This window comes from Heyndrickxia vini (genome assembly GCF_016772275.1).
In the GTDB taxonomy this organism is placed as follows: domain Bacteria; phylum Bacillota; class Bacilli; order Bacillales; family Bacillaceae_C; genus Heyndrickxia; species Heyndrickxia vini.
In genome coordinates this window covers 4,040,426-4,059,865 of record NZ_CP065425.1, presented here as the reverse complement: position 1 = coordinate 4,059,865, position 19,440 = coordinate 4,040,426, and the positions used below count along the sequence as shown (strand labels likewise).

The window sequence follows — 19,440 nt, the reverse complement described above, 5'->3', positions numbered from 1 at the left end:
AATCATATAAATACTATTCCATCTCTTAATGAAATAGTCCTTTTCCAAAAACGGCTTTAGTTCGCAAAAGGAAATAAGGTATAATATTCTAGTAATCATAAGGATAATTTAAAGTATTTAAACGCGATAGGAGTGGCAAGAATGGCAATTGTGTTAACGATGCTTGTACTAGGAGCAATACTAGGGTTTATTGGAGCAGGTGGTTCAGGATTTATCATCGCTATTCTTACACTTGTATTTAAGATACCTATTCATGTCGCATTAGCCACCTCTTTAACGGCAATGGCCTTTACCAGTTTATCAGGTGCGTTTAGCCACTATCGTGAAGGAAATATATCTGTGAAAGCGGGTCTTCTAGTAGGTGGTTTTGGCGCAGTAGGAGCGTTTGTTGGCTCGAAGATTGCTTCATTTATTCCAACGGATGATATGCACTATTTAACTGGTGGAATGCTCTTTCTTTCAGCAATTTTATTAGTTATTCGCTTATTTTTTATGAAGAAGAAGGAAGTAACTAATGAAACTTGGACACTAAATACGAAACTATTAATGAGAGCCGCCATATTAGGAATTATCACAGGAATTCTATCGGGTACGTTTGGAATTGGTTCCACACCGTTTATTCAATTAGGTCTTCTCACATTTTTGGGGCTTTCCCTTCGACAATCGGTTGGGACAACCATGCTCGTAATTGTTCCGATTGCAATCGGAGGCGGAGTCGGCTTTTCATCAGAAGGATTTCTGGATGTCACATTACTCATTCAAGTATTAATAGGAACGATGCTTGGCGCCTATCTTGGTGCTAAATTCACGAATCTTGTTCCTAAAGGAATTTTGAAAACAGCAATGATCTTAACACCAGCCATAAGCGCATTGATTCTCGTCGTATAGACATTGATTTTCTTGAGATTTATTTCTATACTTAAAAAAGTTATAATGATCAGCTATTTTCTATAAGATTGATACTTTCCCATATTATTCACGCAGAGTGGATTGGAGCGGAAGGCACTTGACTCCTGTGGGATCAGCTGGACAGATGAGACCCCGCAAGAGCGAAGCGATGAGGAGGCTCATCGCCAGCCCCACGGAAAGCAAGTGCCTGCAGCGGAAAGGAACGGCTTTGGCTTTGAAGGTCTAAATATATATTTATTAGAAAAAAGGATGTGAATCGTTTGACAGAAGGAATGATCCAACAAACACCTGTCAAAATTCACCTAAAGACAGTTATTAAACAGGATACAGAAAGTGAAAGCTATGAATTAATGCTTTTCGGAAATTTTTATCAAAAAGGAAATGCATTTTTCTTAAAATACGATGAAGAGGTTGAGGAAGGAACGGTACATACCATTGTTAAAATAGCGGATAACAACGCGGTTATTTTGCGAAGCGGTGCCATTAAAATGCGCATAAATTTCCATATGGATGTCGAGAAAAATGGTTCCTATGAAAGTGCATTTGGCACACTTTTACTTTCAACGAAAACGGAAAAAATTGAACATATAAAAACGACGAAGAATGAGGGGCAAATTAAGCTGGCATACGATCTTCTTATGCAAGGCTCCACATCCGGAAAATACGAAATGTCGATAGCATATAAGGAGGCATAAAAAATGAATATTGTTGAACAAATCCAAATGAACGTGAAAAGTGAAATTAAAAATGCCGTGTTAAAGGCAGGATTGGCTACGGAGGAACAAATTCCTGCAATTATTCTAGAAACACCGAAAGATAAATCACATGGTGATTATGCGACGAATACGGCCATGCAATTAGCTAGGGTAGCAAAGAAAGCCCCTCGAATGATTGCAGAAGAAATTGTCTCTCATTTCGATACATCTAAAGCTTCTATTGAAAAAATTGAAATCGCAGGACCGGGATTCATTAATTTTTACATGAATAATAGTTATTTAACAAATCTGATTCCGACAGTTATTGAGGCCGGCGACCAATACGGACAAACAGATGCAGGGAAAGGTCAAAAAATTCAAGTTGAATTCGTATCTGCCAACCCGACTGGAGATTTGCATTTAGGACATGCTCGTGGGGCAGCAGTAGGCGATTCTTTATGTAATATTCTTGATAAAGCAGGATATGATGTTAGTCGTGAATATTATATTAATGACGCCGGTAACCAAATAAATAATTTGGCACGTTCTGTTGAAGCGCGGTATTATCAAGCCCTTGGATTGGATAAGGAAATGCCTGAAGATGGCTACCATGGTCAGGATATTATCGGTATTGGCAAGAAGCTTGCTGAACAATTCGGTGATGAATACACGAAAAAAGGAGAAGAAGAGCGCTTCGAATTTTTCCGTCAATATGGGTTAGAGTATGAAATGGAAAAGTTAAAAACAGATCTTGAAAACTTCCGTGTTCCATTTGATGTATGGTACTCAGAAACGTCACTTTATAAAAATGGAAAAATTGATTCCATGTTAAAGGCTCTTCGTGAAAGAGGACATGTGTACGAATTAGATGGCGCCACTTGGTTTAGATCAACTGCATTTGGTGATGACAAGGATCGTGTATTAATTAAAAATGATGGTTCTTATACATACTTAACACCAGATATTGCTTATCATAATGATAAATTTGAACGCGGTTTTGATAAGTTAATTAATGTATGGGGAGCAGATCATCACGGATATATCCCGCGTATGAAAGCAGCTATGGAGGCTTTAGGATATAATCCGGATAATCTTGAAGTAGAGATTATTCAGCTTGTTCATTTATATAAAGACGGCGAAAAAATGAAAATGAGCAAACGAACAGGAAAAGCAGTAACGATGCGCGATTTGATTGAAGAAGTTGGCCTGGATGGAGTTCGTTACTTCTTTGCAATGAGAAGTGCTGATACTCATTTAGATTTTGATTTGGATCTTGCGGTTTCACAATCAAATGAGAACCCTGTTTATTATGCACAATATGCACATGCGAGAATTTGCAGTATTTTGCGCCAAGGTGAAGAACAAGGTTTTACAGTTGAAAGTAATGCAAAATATGACTTAATAAAAGCGGAAAAAGAGATTGAAGTATTAAAGAAAATTGGTGATTTCCCTGCAGTAATTGCTGAGGCAGCTGAAAAGCGTATTCCACATAGAATCACTAACTATATTAACGATCTTGCGTCCACCTTCCACAGCTTTTATAACGCAGAAAAAGTATTGGATAAAAACAATGTGGAATTGACAAAGGCACGCCTTGCTTTAATTAAATCCGTACAAATCACATTGAAAAATGCATTAGCATTGATTGGCGTATCAGCACCAGAAAAAATGTAATTCCAAAAAAATCCAATTCATATGAATTGGATTTTTTTATGTAAAGGAAACTATAGAATATTTGCCATTGCGTTTGCACAAAACTCTTTTATTTTAGTCCCAAGAGAAGTGTTATGAAGTTCTTCGATGGAAAGTTGATGTGAATCTAATATATCCTTTTCAACTACTTTCGTTATTCTCTTAATAAAGTCTTGATCATAAATATAACAATTCAATTCATGATTAAGGAAAAAGCTTCTTCGATCAAAATTAGCTGTCCCAGTTTGACATATAGATTGATCAATAATCATCACTTTCGCATGATAAAAGCCGTTCAAATATTGGTACACTTCAGCCCCACTAGATAGCAACCTGCGAAAATAACGAAACGACGCTTCTTTCACCAAAATATGATCAGCTTTTTCAGGAACGAGGATTTTTAACGTTACCCCTCTTTTTGAAGCGAAGAGAAGCCTTTCCAAAACTTTATTGGAGGGAATAAAATAAGGGGTTCCAATATAGATCCTTTCTTTTGCACAATCAATTAATCCACAAATTACTTCCTCCAAATATTTCCCTTCTGTTGGAAAAAAACGATGCACCATCAATCCATTCACAGCTTCGGGGGAATATTGTAACGTTAAAGGCTGGCTCGTTGCCCTTTCCCAGTTTATAGAAAACTCCTGCTGAATATCTTTTACACTCTCACCTAAAAAGCGGAAGCAATAATCTCTCCAAGGAGAGAGAATTGGATCTTTATCAATGTATTCTTTGCCTACATTATAGCCGCCTACATATCCAATTTTGCCGTCAATAACTGAACATTTTCGATGATTTCTTTGTTGAAGGGTAAAAAATAAAAAAGGAAAATGGGGTCGATTGCAAAATTCAACTTCAGCTCCAATACTTTTTAATTGTTTCATCAATGATTTGGATACACTATGACTTCCCATCCAATCCATTAATAATCGAACTTCTACACCCTCAACTGCCTTTTGCGCTAATAATTCTAAGAAGTTCTTACTAAATTGGTCGCCTTTGACAATATAAAAAAGGATATGAATACTTGTTTTAGCTGCTTTAATGTCCGAATAAAATAAATTAAATAAGTCATCTCCCCTAGTAATCAGGTGAATTTCTCCCATCCGTTTGGGATATTCTCTCTTTTTACAATGACGTAAATAATTTCTTTTCCCAAAAACATAGTCAGCTGTACATAAAGCGATGATAAGTAGAATAAACAGAGTCACTATCCATAGCCATGTCAGCATAAATTCCTCCCTACGAAAAAAATAATGTTCCAATAGTATCTCCATAATTCAGAGAAACATAAAAAATAGCCCCTTTGTATGAATTTTTGGAAAATTCAAATGAAATTACGTATAATAATATTAGGGAGGTGAAGATATGTGGTGGATATTTCTGCTTCTAATCATAGTAATCCCCATAATTTTTTTCTTTAACAGCTCAAATACAAAAAAGAGATTCAATAAAGATATAGAGAAAAACCCGTATGATCATAGAAATAATATTCCTCCACCGGGAGGTCCTTTCTAATTTAGCGTAAAGGAAGAAAGAGTGATGGCGTTAACATCACTCTTGTACATAAAAGGAAAGAATTTTATGATAAAAGTCAAAAAACTTTGAATAAAGTCATTGACTGAATGCTCATTCATTATATAATGTAAGTAAGTAACATTCAGAAAATTTAGGGGTTATAAATCCCAAAGGTATTCTTTGGAGGGGAGAGTTTATTATATGTCTTGGTTGCTTTGGGCGAACTGGATTGCTTTTCTTTTTGTAACCGTTTACGCAATCTCGTTATTTGTTTATGTTGTTAAAACAAGAATTCAATATATTAAGCTAGGCAAAAAGGTTGAATTCGATAATCGGGTCAAAGAGCGTCTACAAAAGATTTGGGTTAATGTGTTTGGTCAGAAAAAGCTTTTGAAAGATAAAAAAAGTGGCGCAATCCATGTAATGTTCTTCTATGGCTTTATTCTTGTGCAATTCGGGGCAATTGATTTTATTTGGAAGGGCCTTGCACCTGAATCACACTTACCGTTAGGTCCGTTATATGCAGGATTTACATTTTTCCAAGAAATTGTCACACTCGTAATCTTAGTTGCTGTTGTATGGGCATTTTACCGTCGTTATATTGAGAAATTAGTTCGTTTAAAAAGAGGATTCAAATCTGGACTCGTTCTTTTATTTATTGGTGGCTTAATGGTATCCGTGTTAATTGGAAATGGAATGGGGATCATTTGGCACGGTGAGGATATAACATGGACGGAGCCAATCGCATCGCTTGTTGCTCAAGCATTTGGATGGATTGGTGAAACAGCATCGATCATTATTTTCTATATTGCTTGGTGGATCCATTTGATTTTCCTTCTTTCTTTCCTTGTTTATGTACCACAATCGAAGCATGCACACTTAATAGCTGGACCAGCAAATGTGTACTTTAATCGTTTGGATGGAGCAGGAAAACTGAAATCAATCGATTTTGAAGATGAATCTCAAGAATCTTTCGGTGTAGGAAAAATCGAAGACTTCTCCCAATTACAATTAATTGATTTATATGCTTGTGTAGAATGTGGACGCTGTACAAATATGTGTCCGGCTACAGGAACAGGAAAAATGCTTTCCCCAATGGATTTGATTATTAAATTAAGGGATCATTTAACGAACCATGGTGCAGCAGTGACATCCAAACAACCATGGGTACCAACTTTCGCATTTTCTAACACAAAAGGAAATCAAATTGCATTAGCAAGTGCTGGACAAGGGGCAGAGGAATCAGCTGCTACTTTAAATTACTCTCCAAGTCTTATCGGAGATGTAATTACCGAAGAAGAAATATGGGCTTGTACGACATGCCGTAACTGTGAAGATCAATGTCCGGTTATGAATGAACATGTCGATAAAATTATCGATCTTAGACGTTATCTAGTACTAACAGAAGGAAAAATGGATGCAGATGCTCAGCGTGCGATGCAAAATATCGAACGTCAAGGAAATCCGTGGGGACTTAATCGGAAGGAACGTGAAAATTGGCGTGATGCCCGTGAAGATGTTCACGTACCAACTGTAAAAGAAGTGAAAAAGTCTGGCGAAGAATTTGAATATTTATTCTGGGTTGGATCAATGGGTTCATTTGATAACCGTAGTCAAAAAATCGCGTTATCTTTTGCGAAGCTTCTTAACGAGGCGGGTGTAAAATTTGCAATTTTAGGTAACAAAGAGAAAAACTCTGGGGATACTCCTCGCCGTTTAGGTAATGAGTTCTTATTCCAAGAGCTAGCGGGCCAAAATATTTCAGAATTTGAAAAAAATGAAGTGAAGAAAATTGTTACGATAGATCCGCACGCTTATAACATCTTTAAAAAGGAGTATCCTGACTTTGGGTTAGAAGCGGAAGTTTATCATCATACCGAACTTCTTTATGAATTAGTGAAAGAAGGACGCCTAAAACCTAAATATGAAGTGAATGAAAAAATTACGTTCCATGATTCTTGCTATTTAGGAAGATATAATGATGTGTACGATCCACCCCGCGAAATTTTAAAAGCCATCCCTGGTGTTACATTAATTGAAATGGACCGTAACCGCGAAAAAGGGATGTGTTGTGGAGCCGGTGGCGGTTTAATGTGGATGGAGGAAGATACGGGTCATCGTATAAATGTCTCCCGGACTGAACAGGCACTGGCAGTGAACCCATCTGTCATTAGTTCTGGATGTCCGTATTGCTTAACAATGCTTTCAGATGGCACAAAAGCGAAGGAAGTAGAAGAAACGGTTAAAACATATGATGTGGCAGAATTGCTTGAAAAAGCGGTCTGTGGGGAGCCGGAACAAACCCTTGCATCTTAATTAATATTCTATTGCGATAAAATGGAACATAAAATTTATTGGGAATTTTTAATAAAGTGTTTCAATTCCTTCAGTTTTTCAGTTAATATAGTTTTATAGATATTTAGTATGAATAGTGTACAAAAGGGACGTTTAGTCCCTTTTTATAAACCATGTTGTTGAGCGAGCGTTCAGTCAGTAATTTTGTAAGCGATTTCCCGAGGTTTCCTTTGAAGGAGTGAATAAAATGACAAAGACAGTAATCGTGAGTGGAGCAAGAACTCCCTTCGGCAGGTTGGGTGGTAAGTTACGTTCCCTTACCGCACCTGAATTAGGCGGAATTGCGATTAAAGAAGCTTTGAAAAGAGCAAAAGTTGAACCTGCTAAAGTGGATGAAGTAATTTTTGGTTCTGTTCTTCAGGGGGGACAAGGGCAAATTCCTTCAAGACAGGCAGCTAGATTAGCAGATCTACCATGGGAAGTAAAGACAGAAACAATTAATAAAGTATGTGCATCTGGAATGCGGAGTGTAACATTAGCTGATCAAATTATTCGGTTAGGTGATGAAGAGATCATTGTAGCTGGCGGAATGGAATCCATGTCCAATGCACCTTATATTTTACCGAATGCCCGTTTTGGTTTAAGAATGGGTGATGCTTCTTTAAAAGATTTAATGACATTTGATGGTTTAACTTGTTCATTCTCTGGTGTGCATATGGGCTCATATGGAAACCTAACAGCTAGTGAATTTAATATTTCGAGACAAGAGCAGGATGCATGGGCATTACGCAGCCATGAACGTGCAGTAAAGGCAATTGAAGAAGGAAAGTTTTCAGAGGAAATAGTATCAATTGAGATTCCTCAAAGAAAAGGAACTCCCCTACTAATGAATCATGATGAGGCACCGAGAAGTGACACAACCTTAGAAAAGTTATCGAAATTACCGTCTGTTTTTGATAAAGAAGGGACAATTACAGCGGGAAATGCACCGGGAGTTAACGATGGTGCTTGTGCTATGGTTTTGATGAGTGAGGAGAAGGCACAATCAATGAGTTTAGAGCCGTTAGCAACTATTGTAGGTCATACGGCCATTGCGATTGAGGCAAAAGATTTTCCACAAACACCTGGATTAGTCATTAATGAACTTCTTAAGAAAACAGGGAAAACAGCAGAGGAAATTGATTTATTTGAAATAAACGAGGCATTTGCCGCTGTATCACTGGCAAGTAGCACAATCGCCCATTTAGATCCTGAAAAGGTTAATGTTAACGGAGGAGCGATTGCACTGGGCCATCCGATTGGTGCAAGTGGGGCAAGAATTATTTTGACGCTTATTTATGAACTTAAACGCCGTGGCGGTGGATTAGGTATAGCCGCAATCTGTTCTGGTGGCGGTCAGGGAGACGCTGTACTAATCGAAGTAAAGAAAAACTAGAGGAGGGAATTCAAAATGGATATAAAAAAAGTGATGGTGATCGGTGCTGGACAAATGGGATCTGGAATTGCGCAAGTATGTGCACAAGCTGGCTATACCGTCTATTTAAATGATTTAAAAGAAGAATTTGTTCAAAAAGGGCTAGGTGGCATTACTAACAATCTTTCAAGACAGGTAACTAAAGAAAGAATGACAGAAGAAGAAAAAAGCAAAATTCTTTCAAACTTTATTTTGTCTACTAATCTAAAAGACTCAGAAAACGTTGATATTGTTATTGAAGCAGCTGTTGAAAATATGGACGTGAAAAGTAAAATTTTTAAGGAATTGGACCAATATGCGCCAAATCATACGATACTAGCTTCCAACACATCCTCATTACCTATAACAGAAATTGCAGCAGCTACCGATCGTCCGGAAAAAGTAATTGGTATGCATTTTATGAATCCGGTCCCAGTTATGAAACTAGTTGAAATTATTCGCGGCCTCGCAACTTCGGATGAAGTATATCAGGCAGTAGAGGACATGACTAAATCGTTATCGAAGATTCCTGTCGAAGTAAATGATTTTCCTGGTTTTGTTTCTAACCGGGTACTCATGCCAATGATTAATGAGGCGATTTTTACCTTGTATGAAGGGGTTGCTACAAAAGAAGCGATCGACGAAGTAATGAAGCTCGGGATGAATCATCCGATGGGACCTTTAACTCTAGCTGATTTTATTGGTTTAGATACTTGTTTATATATTATGGAGACATTGCACGAAGGTTTCGGGGATGATAAATATCGCCCTTGCCCATTATTAAGAAAATATGTAAAAGCCGGATGGCTCGGAAAGAAATCAGGTAGAGGTTTCTATGTTTATCATTAATTATTTTTGTAGGAAATAAGGGGAGACAATGATGAATCTACATTTCAACGAAGAGCAAATAATGATGAGAAAAATGGTTCATGAATTTGCAGTAGCAGAAATTGCTCCTTTCATAGAAAAGATGGAAGAAGGGGAATTCCCTAGATCTATTTTACGAAAAATGGCGGATTTAGGGCTAATGGGTATTACCGTTCCTGAAAAGTATGGCGGATCAGAGATGGATTTTACCTCGTATATTATTGCAATTCATGAGTTATCAAGAGTTAGTGCAACTATTGGCGTCATTCTATCTGTCCATACGTCCGTAGGAACAAATCCAATTCTCTATTTTGGTACGGAGGAACAGAAGCAAAAGTATCTTCCTAAGCTGGCAACGGGTGAATATTTAGGAGCATTTTGCTTAACAGAGCCTAGTGCAGGTTCTGATGCTGGAAATTTAAAATCACGAGCCATTAAAAAAGGGGACCACTATATTATCAATGGCTCAAAGGTATTTATTACAAACGGTGGTGAAGCCGATACGTATATTGTATTTGCTGTGACCGATCCAACGGCAGGAAAAGATGGCATATCGGCTTTCATCGTTGAGAAAAATACCGCTGGTTTAATCATAGGGAAAGATGAACATAAAATGGGACTTCATGGGTCTCGTACAGTACAACTTACTTTTGATGACATGGCTGTTCCTGTTGAAAACCTACTTGGCAAAGAAGGGGAAGGGAATAAAATTGCCCTTGCCAATCTTAACATTGGAAGAATCGGAATTGCCGCACAAAGCCTAGGAATCGCTGAAGCGGCACTTGAAAAATCGATAGCATATGCAAAAGAACGGTTCCAATTTGGAAAGCCTATTGCTTCTCAACAAGGTGTTGGGTTTAAACTTGCTGATATGGCAACAAATGTAGAAGCAGCAAAACTATTGGTTTATCGATCCGCTAACCTACAATCCTTGGGTCTTCCGTGTAAAACGGAAGCTTCAATGGCTAAATTATTTGCGTCGCGAACAGCAGTAGAAACAACGACAGAAGCAATTCAAATCTTTGGCGGTTATGGATACACAAAGGACTATCCAGTAGAAAGATATTTCCGGGATGCAAAAATTACTGAAATCTATGAAGGAACAAGTGAAATACAACGAATCGTAATAAGCAAACAATTATAACAATAAGTGGAGGAACTTAATTATGAATTTTCGTTTATCAGAAGAGCATGAAATGATTCGAAAAATGGTTCGTGACTTTGCAGAAAAAGAAGTGGCACCAACTGCCGCTGAACGGGATGAAGAGGAGCGCTTTGATCGAGAAATCTTCGATAAAATGGCTGAATTAGGTTTAACAGGAATTCCTTGGCCAGAGGAATACGGTGGAATCGGCAGTGACTATTTAGCTTACTGTATAGCTGTTGAGGAGCTATCAAGAGTTTGCGCATCAACGGGAGTTACCCTTTCTGCACATACTTCATTAGCTGGATGGCCACTTTATAAATTTGGTTCCGAGGAACAAAAACAGAAGTATTTAAAACCAATGGCACAGGGTGAAAAGATTGGCGGTTACGGTTTAACCGAGCCAGGTTCAGGATCGGATGCGGGTGGAATGCGTACAACCGCTCGCTTAGAAGGTGATCATTATATCTTAAATGGATCAAAGATTTTTATTACAAATGGCGGAGTAGCGGATATTTACGTTGTTTTTGCATTGACAGATCCATCTAGCAAACATAAAGGAACGAGCGCGTTTATTATCGAGAAAGATTTTGAAGGCTTTTCCGTAGGGAAAAAGGAGAAAAAATTAGGTATTCGTTCCTCACCAACAACTGAGATAATTTTTGAGGAATGTAAGGTTCCAAAGGAGAATTTACTAGGCCAAGAAGGAGATGGCTTTAAAATCGCTATGATGACTCTTGATGGCGGGCGTAACGGAATAGCCGCACAAGCGGTAGGGATTGCTCAAGGAGCATTAGATGCATCTGTTGCATATGCGAAAGAGCGTCATCAATTTGGAAAACCAATTGCTGCAAATCAAGGCATTTCTTTTAAACTTGCTGATATGGCTACAAGTGTTGAAGCTTCCCGTTTATTGACTTATCAAGCAGCATGGCTAGAATCAAATGGATTGCCATATGGTAAGGAATCGGCGATGTCTAAACTTTTAGCTGGTGATACAGCAATGAAAGTAACGACAGAAGCGGTGCAAATCTTTGGCGGATATGGTTATACAAAGGATTATCCTGTTGAGAGATTTATGCGAGATGCTAAAATTACTCAAATTTATGAGGGTACACAAGAGATTCAACGCTTAGTCATTTCGAGAATGCTAACAAAATAACAACATCACCATGAGAAAACGGTCATAAAGGGGTAATTTTAATAGATAGTAGCGAGCAGGTAAGGAACTTGGGGAGTTCCTTATCTGTATCGGGAGAAGGTGATGTTTTCTGAATAAAAAAAGAGCTGTTCATGCATCTGTAAAAGATGAGCGACTAGTAAATATTCGAAGAACCCAAATGATTCGGGGAGCAGTAGCACTGTTTAAGGAAAAAGGATTTCATCGAACGACAACGAGGGAAATTGCACAAGCGGCTGGTTTCAGTATTGGTACATTATATGAATATATTAGAACGAAAGAAGATATTTTATATCTTGTCTGTGATAGTATTTATGACCAGGTTCGAGAACGTTTGCAAGGGATGGATTTGGAAAAGGGGACTCTTGAAAGTTTAAAGCTTGGAATTGCTTACTATTTTAACATTATGAACGAAATGCAAGACGAGGTATTAGTTATGTATCAGGAAGCAAAGTCATTATCGAAAGATGCGCTTCCATATGTGTTGAAAAAGGAAATGGAAATGGTTGGAATGTTTGAAACTTTAATTCGGCGTTGCATTGAAAACGGTGAATTGATTATGGATGATCAACATATCGATCTATTAGCTCATAATATTTTTGTTCAAGGACAAATGTGGGGATTTAGAAGATGGGCGCTCAAGAAGAATTATTCCATAGAAGAATATATTGTCTTACAAACGAACTTACTTTTTAAGGGAATCGCTGAGTTTGAAATATAGTATGGAACAGGGGGAGAAAAATGAGCACGGTTGAGATTTATAAACCAAAAAATTCTGTACGTTTTGTAACCGCATCAAGTTTATTTGATGGCCATGATGCATCAATCAATATTATGCGAAGAATACTGCAATCAAGCGGGGCAGAGGTTATTCACCTTGGGCATAATCGCTCGGTAGAGGAAGTTGTCAATGCAGCCGTCCAGGAAGATGTCCAAGGGATTGCCATTTCGTCTTATCAAGGTGGCCATGTTGAATATTTTAAATATATGTATGATCTATTAAAGGAAAGAGGGGCATCCCATATTCGCATTTATGGTGGTGGAGGCGGAGTCATTATTCCGCGTGAAATTAAGGAACTTCATGAATATGGAATTGCATGGATTTTTTCACCAGAGGATGGACGGAAATATGGTCTGCAAGGGATGATTAACATCATGCTAAAAGAATGTGATTATCCCACAATTACAAGTCAACTGGCGGATGAGATAAATCAGTTAAAAGAGGGTAATATTCGTTCAGTTGCAAAGCTTATCACACTCGCAGAAAATCAAATTGGTGCAAATCAAGAAGTTGCCTCTTCTGTAGAGTCAGCATTTGACGAGATAAAATTATTAGCAAAAAACGCACCAGTCATCGGTATTACGGGTACTGGAGGAGCGGGTAAGAGCTCTTTAACAGATGAACTAATTCGCCGATTTCTAAATGAGATTCCTGATAAAAAGGTGGCGATCTTATCCATTGATCCAACAAAGCAAAAAACGGGTGGAGCTTTACTAGGCGATCGAATTCGAATGAATGCCATTTTTCATTCTCGAGTATATATGAGAAGTTTGGCTACAAGGGGTTCAAGAACCGAATTGTCACTTGCTATAAGAGATGCGATAAATGTTGTAAAAGCAGCAGAATATGATTTGATCATCGTCGAAACGAGCGGTATCGGCCAAGGGGATGCTGAAATTGCTGAGATAAGTGATATTGCTATGTATGTCATGACGAGCGAATTTGGTGCACCTTCACAACTTGAAAAAATCGATATGATCGATTTTGCGGATTTAATTGTGATCAACAAATTTGAACGGAAAGGTTCTGAAGATGCCAAAAGCCAGGTACAGAAACAATATCAGCGAAGTCATTTATTATTTGATAGTGATTTAAAGAGTATGCCTGTTTATGGTACAATAGCGAGTCAATTTAATGATCCGGGTACAAATGCCCTATTTGCTGCACTTGTTGAAAAAATTAATGAAAAAATGTCTGTGAACTGGAGTGTTCCCTTTTCGAAAGATGCTCTTGTTGAAAAACAGAATGTGATAATTCCGAATAGTCGTCGTTACTATTTAAGAGAAATCTCTGAAACGGTACGAAACTATCATAAGAAGGCAGAGGAACAAGTACGATTGGCAAGAAGGCTTTTCCAGCTTGAAGGCGCACTTCAAGCGGTTCGGGAAAAGGAAACAAATGATGACGTTATTGCCTCACTAGAAGCATTGAAAAATGATGTGTATGAAAGTCTAACAAAAGAATCAAAAGGCATCATTAGTAACTGGGGGAATCTAAAGGAAAAATACTCTGGAAAACAGTTTGTTACGAAAATTCGCGATAAGGAAATTATCACTGAGTTAACGACCAAAAGCTTATCTGGCCTAGATATTCCGAAAGTTTCCTTACCTAAGTATGAGGATTATGGGGAAATTCTGAAATGGGTATATAAAGAAAATGTTCCAGGTTCTTTTCCATACACGGCGGGAGTATTTCCGTTTAAACGAGAAGGCGAAGATCCAAAAAGGCAGTTCGCAGGTGAAGGAACACCAGAACGAACGAATAAGCGATTCCATTATTTATCGGAAAATGATCCAGCAAAGCGTTTGAGCACGGCGTTTGATTCGGTAACATTATACGGAGAGGATCCGGATTATCGACCGGATATTTATGGGAAAGTTGGGGAATCAGGTGTAAGTATTTGTACACTTGATGATATGAAGAAACTTTATGCAGGATTTGATTTATGCCACCCATCGACATCTGTTTCGATGACGATTAACGGTCCTGCACCGATTATTTTGGCGATGTATATGAATACAGCCATTGATCAGCAAGTGCAATTGAAAGAAGAAGAACTTGGAAGACCCTTATCATTTGAGGAATTTACAGCCGTAAAGGAATCGACGTTACAAGTAGTTAGGGGTACCGTACAAGCAGATATTTTAAAAGAAGATCAAGGCCAAAATACGTGTATCTTTTCAACTGAATTTGCCCTTCGAATGATGGGAGATATTCAACAATACTTTATCGATCATAAAGTACGTAATTATTATTCTGTCTCGATTTCTGGGTATCACATTGCTGAGGCTGGAGCAAATCCTATCTCACAACTTGCTTTTACTTTAGCTAATGGTTTCACCTATGTTGAATATTATTTAAGTCGTGGAATGGATATAAATGATTTTGCTCCAAACTTATCCTTCTTCTTCTCGAATGGCCTTGATCCTGAATACAGCGTGATTGGACGCGTAGCAAGGAGAATTTGGGCAACAGTAATGAGAGATAAGTACGGTGCAAATGAACGGAGCCAGAAGCTGAAATACCATATTCAAACATCAGGGCGCTCACTACATGCCCAAGAAATTGACTTTAATGACATACGAACAACATTGCAAGCGCTAATGGCACTACATGACAATTGTAATTCTTTACACACGAATGCCTATGATGAAGCGATTACTACTCCTACCGAAGAATCGGTAAGGCGGGCAATGGCGATTCAAATGATTATTACGAAGGAGCACGGATTAACGAAAAATGAAAATCCATTACAAGGATCATTCATTATCGAAGAATTAACTGATTTAGTTGAAGAGGCAGTCCTCTCCGAATTCGATCGTTTGAACGATCGCGGTGGTGTTTTAGGAGCAATGGAAACGCAGTATCAACGCGGGAAAATTCAAGAAGAGTCGATGTATTATGAAATGAAAAAGCATAGTGGGGAATTGCCAATCATAGGTGTCAACACCTATTTGAATCCAAACCCACCTTCAGAGGAAGAAATGAACAGCATTGAACTTGCACGCGCAACGAAGGAAGAAAAGGAAACTCAAATTCGCCATTTAAATCAATTTAAAGAAAAAAATAGTGATAAAGTGGATCAGGCGATAAAACAGTTGAAAAATACTGCAATGAATGGCGGAAATATCTTTGCAGAATTAATGGAAACAGTAAAGGTGGCTAGTTTAGGTCAAATTACAAAAGCATTGTACGAAGTTGGCGGGCAATATAGAAGAAATATGTAAGAAAAAATGATCGAAAAACTCCTTAGTATACAAATGCTAAGGAGTTTTTACGAAAAAAATTGTGCAGCTATTGAATGCTACTGTGAATTAAAGGTAAAATCTAGATAGATGTAAATGAACAACGAAGAATTGGTTAAGTGCCTAACAGGATGTGAAAATATGCGATATAAGAACTTACTGAAAATAATCGGTATTATTGCTTTTTTTATTTTTGGATACTTTCTTTATACGAAACAGCTAGGCGCGATTCCATTGTTAATATTGTCCATTATTCTTTTTTATCTCGGAATAAGTATACGTTCAAAAAAAAAGTAAAGGGTTAGATTTATTTTTACAAAAAAGGCATTTTAAAGCTAGCATAAATGTTTTGAATTTGTTTATAATGGTAAGTATGTATTTTGCAATTATATTTAAACTCTGCCCTTTTTTGCTCCTAATCATAGGAGTTTGAAATAGAGAAAGGAAGTGCGAAAGTTGAGTTTACAGCAATTATCTAAAGAAGAATTACGTGAAATGTCACTTATTGAGCTAGGTTATCAATATTTAGAGGAAAACAAACAAGCATTATCATTTAACGAGTTAGTTGAGGAAATTGCTAAGCTTCTAGGTATACCAATGGAGGATATTCGTTCTCGAATGGTACAATTCTACACAGATTTAAATATTGACGGACGGTTCATCAGTTTGGGAGAAAACAGATGGGGCTTACGTACGTGGTATCCATATGATCAAATTGATGAAGAAGTAACAGCACCTGTTAAGACGAAAAAGAAAAAATCCAAAAAGGTTGTCGAAGAGGAAGACGAGGATTTACTCGATGATGAGGATCTTGATTATGATGACTTAGACGACTTTGATGATGAAGATGATTTACTCGATGATGACGATGATGAAGTAGAAGACGAAGATTTTGATGATCTTGATGAAGATGATGACGATGAAGTCTTTGAAGATGATGAGGAATTAATCGGCGAAGACGATTATGACTTAGATGAAGAAGATGAAGAAGATGACCTTGACTCGGAAGAGGAAGAAGAGGAAAAATAATCTTTCTTGACTTCTTCCCAATAGGCAGGTAGTATTTTATTTGGGCTCCTTAAAAAAGGAACGAAGAAGAATATTCTAATGCTCCCCTTAGTAAATAAGGGGGGCATTTTTATTTTTTTATCCCCACTTAAACAAATTTAATTATCAGATTAACTGATACAATATTGTGACACAATAACATCAAATAGAAGGGGGAAGAAAAGTGACAAAATACATTTTTGTAACCGGTGGAGTTGTTTCTTCATTAGGGAAAGGAATTATCGCTGCATCATTAGGAAGATTATTAAAAAATCGAGGTTTGAAGGTGACAACTCAGAAATTTGATCCGTATATAAACGTCGATCCTGGAACGATGAGTCCATATCAACATGGTGAAGTCTTTGTAACAGACGATGGTGCTGAAACAGATTTGGATCTTGGACACTATGAGCGTTTTATTGATATTAATGTAACGAAATATAGCAGTGTTACAACAGGGAAAGTCTATTCTGAAGTATTAAGAAAAGAAAGACGTGGCGAATACCTTGGAGGTACAGTACAGGTTATTCCTCATATCACAAATGAAATCAAAAGCCGCGTGTTTCGAGCAGGTGAAGTAACTGATTCCGATGTTGTTATTACGGAGATTGGTGGAACGGTAGGGGATATTGAATCATTACCTTTCCTTGAGGCGATTCGTCAAATTAAAGGTGATGTCGGACGCGATAACGTTATGTATATCCACTGTACACTTGTACCGTATATTAAAGTGGCTGGTGAAATGAAAACAAAACCAACGCAACATAGTGTGAAAGAGCTGCGTAGTCTTGGTATTCAGCCGAATATTATTGTTGTTCGTACGGAAATGCCTATTTCTCAAGATATGAAGGATAAAATAGCGTTATTCTGTGATATCGATGAAAAATCAGTAATTGAGTCCAGAGATGCAGATACTTTATATTCTATTCCGTTAGCGTTACGTGACCAAAACCTTGATCAAATTGTTTGTGACCATTTGAAATTACAATGTCATGAACCGGATATGACCGAGTGGGTAGGACTTGTAGAAAAGGTAAGAAATTTATCAAAAGTAACAAAAATAGCTTTGGTTGGTAAGTATGTGGAATTGCAAGATGCGTACCTATCTGTAGTCGAAGCTTTAAAACATGCAGGATATGCTTATGATGCAGATATTGAAATTGATTGGATAAATGCTGAAAATGTAACAGCCGAAAACGTTCAATCGTTATTACAAGATGCTGATGGAATATTAGTTCCTGGTGGATTTGGAGATCGGGGCGTAGAGGGGAAAATTTGTGCGATTCAATATGCGCGTGAAAATAAGGTCCCGTTCCTCGGTATTTGCTTAGGAATGCAGCTAGCTTCCGTTGAATATGCACGAAATGTACTTGGGTTTGAAGGTGCACATTCAGCAGAGCTTGATCCTAGTACAAAGTATCCAATTATCGATCTTCTTCCAGAACAAAAGGATATTGAAGATTTAGGTGGAACACTTCGCTTAGGTCTATATCCTTGTAAAATTGAAAAAGGCACAAAGGCGTTTGCTGTTTATCAAAATGAAATGATTGACGAACGACACCGTCATCGTTACGAATTCAATAATGAGTATCGTGAACAGATGGAAAAGGCAGGATTTGTTTTCTCTGGGACAAGTCCGGATGGACGACTAGTTGAAGTGATTGAATTGGAAGATCACCCATGGTTTGTTGCATCTCAATTCCATCCAGAATTCACTTCTAGACCAACTCGTCCACAACCATTATTCCGTGGATTTATTGGAGCAGCATTAAATAATAAATAAAAAAAATCCCATTAGGGATTTTTTTTATTTATTATTATTCATATTCCTCCATAATTTCATCGAAGGTGAGCTTTATACAATGATAAATAAACAGTGCAGCCATGGAGGTTGGGAAGCAAATGCGATCTCCACTTTCTGATGGAAGCATTGGTTTTAATAAAGAGGTATTAATATGTACTTCGGCTAGTTTAGACAAATCATTTTCATCATTTTTAACATCACCGCAAATGGATATAAAAGGTATTCCTTTTCTATCAAGCTTTTGGGCAAGAGCCAATGCTTCGGCATCATTAGAGAACCTCGATAGTAGAATGACACGATCCGCATCTGTCAGATCATCCACTTCTGTAAATCGCAAAGCACTTTTTAATGGCTCTGCCCCTTCTAAAGCCTCTAATGTAACACCCTCCATTTCATTAAATCCTTTAATATATATTTTTCCTTGACCTATAGTGGCTTGAGCTAATAATCTTGCACTATCTTCGATGGAAAATTGCTCTTTTTCATAAATTCTTGAAAATAAACCATTAATTTGGGTTAAAAACATCTTCATAAAATCCGCACTCCTTTAAAACGAGATAATAAAAATATTTGTTATAGCATAGAATCCTATTTTGCAGGAAAATGATTAACATTAATAGAATACACATATGTAGATAATACATAAAGCCTTATATAGGCAAAATAAAAATCATTAGAAGAAATGTAAAATTCTTATTAATTTTTTAGTATAATACAATAGTAGTAAAGAGGAAATTTTATTAAATTAACCAGATTTTCCAAATTAAATATATACGGTTGATCATTTTTGAAATTTTAATTAGACAAAGT

General features: G+C 37.4%; 14 protein-coding genes. 12 read left to right on the top strand and 2 right to left on the bottom strand.

The window, feature by feature from the left end; all coding sequences use genetic code 11:
• Nucleotides 1-141: 141 nt before the first annotated feature.
• From I5776_RS20160 to argS, 3 genes are all read left to right on the top strand, one after another.
• The gene (locus I5776_RS20160; RefSeq protein ID WP_202778268.1) at nucleotides 142-888 is read left to right on the top strand and encodes a sulfite exporter TauE/SafE family protein; all 747 of its coding nucleotides are present in this window, start codon (nucleotides 142-144) and stop codon (nucleotides 886-888) included.
• A 272-nt stretch (nucleotides 889-1,160) separates the two neighbouring features.
• Nucleotides 1,161-1,604, top strand: coding sequence for a YwiB family protein (locus I5776_RS20155; protein ID WP_425490306.1), 444 nt, complete (start codon nucleotides 1,161-1,163; stop codon nucleotides 1,602-1,604).
• A gap of 3 nt (nucleotides 1,605-1,607) precedes the next feature.
• A complete protein-coding gene (gene argS / locus I5776_RS20150; RefSeq protein WP_202778267.1) occupies nucleotides 1,608-3,278 on the top strand; it encodes an arginine--tRNA ligase in 1,671 nt (556 codons plus the stop codon).
• A gap of 50 nt (nucleotides 3,279-3,328) precedes the next feature.
• On the opposite strand, the gene cls is transcribed toward argS, so the two are convergent.
• The gene (gene cls / locus I5776_RS20145) at nucleotides 3,329-4,528 is read right to left on the bottom strand and encodes a cardiolipin synthase (protein WP_202778266.1); all 1,200 of its coding nucleotides are present in this window, start codon (nucleotides 4,526-4,528) and stop codon (nucleotides 3,329-3,331) included.
• Between the two features lie 487 nt (nucleotides 4,529-5,015).
• On the opposite strand from cls, the gene I5776_RS20140 reads away from it, so the two are divergent.
• The 9 genes from I5776_RS20140 to pyrG all read left to right on the top strand — a co-directional run bounded on the left by I5776_RS20140 (nucleotide 5,016) and on the right by pyrG (nucleotide 18,609).
• A complete protein-coding gene (locus I5776_RS20140) occupies nucleotides 5,016-7,130 on the top strand; it encodes a 4Fe-4S dicluster domain-containing protein (protein ID WP_202778265.1) in 2,115 nt (704 codons plus the stop codon).
• Nucleotides 7,131-7,356: 226 nt separating this feature from the next.
• Nucleotides 7,357-8,544, top strand: coding sequence for an acetyl-CoA C-acetyltransferase (locus tag I5776_RS20135; protein WP_202778264.1), 1,188 nt, complete (start codon nucleotides 7,357-7,359; stop codon nucleotides 8,542-8,544).
• A 15-nt stretch (nucleotides 8,545-8,559) separates the two neighbouring features.
• Entirely contained in the window at nucleotides 8,560-9,411 is an 852-nt protein-coding gene (locus I5776_RS20130; RefSeq protein ID WP_202778263.1) for a 3-hydroxybutyryl-CoA dehydrogenase, read from the top strand.
• A 31-nt stretch (nucleotides 9,412-9,442) separates the two neighbouring features.
• Nucleotides 9,443-10,573 (top strand): acyl-CoA dehydrogenase, encoded by a 1,131-nt coding sequence (locus I5776_RS20125; protein ID WP_202778262.1) that lies wholly within the window; start codon nucleotides 9,443-9,445, stop codon nucleotides 10,571-10,573.
• A 22-nt stretch (nucleotides 10,574-10,595) separates the two neighbouring features.
• On the top strand, nucleotides 10,596-11,735 hold the full coding sequence (locus I5776_RS20120; RefSeq protein WP_202778261.1) for an acyl-CoA dehydrogenase: 1,140 nt from the start codon (nucleotides 10,596-10,598) through the stop codon (nucleotides 11,733-11,735).
• Between the two features lie 178 nt (nucleotides 11,736-11,913).
• Nucleotides 11,914-12,474 carry a TetR/AcrR family transcriptional regulator gene (locus I5776_RS20115; protein WP_425490305.1) on the top strand — a complete coding sequence of 187 codons (561 nt, stop codon included), beginning with the start codon at nucleotides 11,914-11,916 and terminating at the stop codon, nucleotides 12,472-12,474.
• 20 nt (nucleotides 12,475-12,494) lie between these two features.
• Nucleotides 12,495-15,761, top strand: a complete 3,267-nt coding sequence (gene icmF, locus I5776_RS20110) for a fused isobutyryl-CoA mutase/GTPase IcmF (protein WP_202778260.1) — start codon at nucleotides 12,495-12,497, stop codon at nucleotides 15,759-15,761.
• Between the two features lie 474 nt (nucleotides 15,762-16,235).
• On the top strand, nucleotides 16,236-16,808 hold the full coding sequence (gene rpoE / locus I5776_RS20105) for a DNA-directed RNA polymerase subunit delta (RefSeq protein WP_202778259.1): 573 nt from the start codon (nucleotides 16,236-16,238) through the stop codon (nucleotides 16,806-16,808).
• A gap of 202 nt (nucleotides 16,809-17,010) precedes the next feature.
• Nucleotides 17,011-18,609, top strand: coding sequence for a CTP synthase (gene pyrG, locus I5776_RS20100; protein WP_202778258.1), 1,599 nt, complete (start codon nucleotides 17,011-17,013; stop codon nucleotides 18,607-18,609).
• Between the two features lie 34 nt (nucleotides 18,610-18,643).
• Here pyrG and I5776_RS20095 read toward each other — a convergent pair whose 3' ends face one another.
• On the bottom strand, nucleotides 18,644-19,162 hold the full coding sequence (locus tag I5776_RS20095; RefSeq protein ID WP_246483854.1) for a DUF2529 domain-containing protein: 519 nt from the start codon (nucleotides 19,160-19,162) through the stop codon (nucleotides 18,644-18,646).
• Nucleotides 19,163-19,440: the final 278 nt, after the last annotated feature.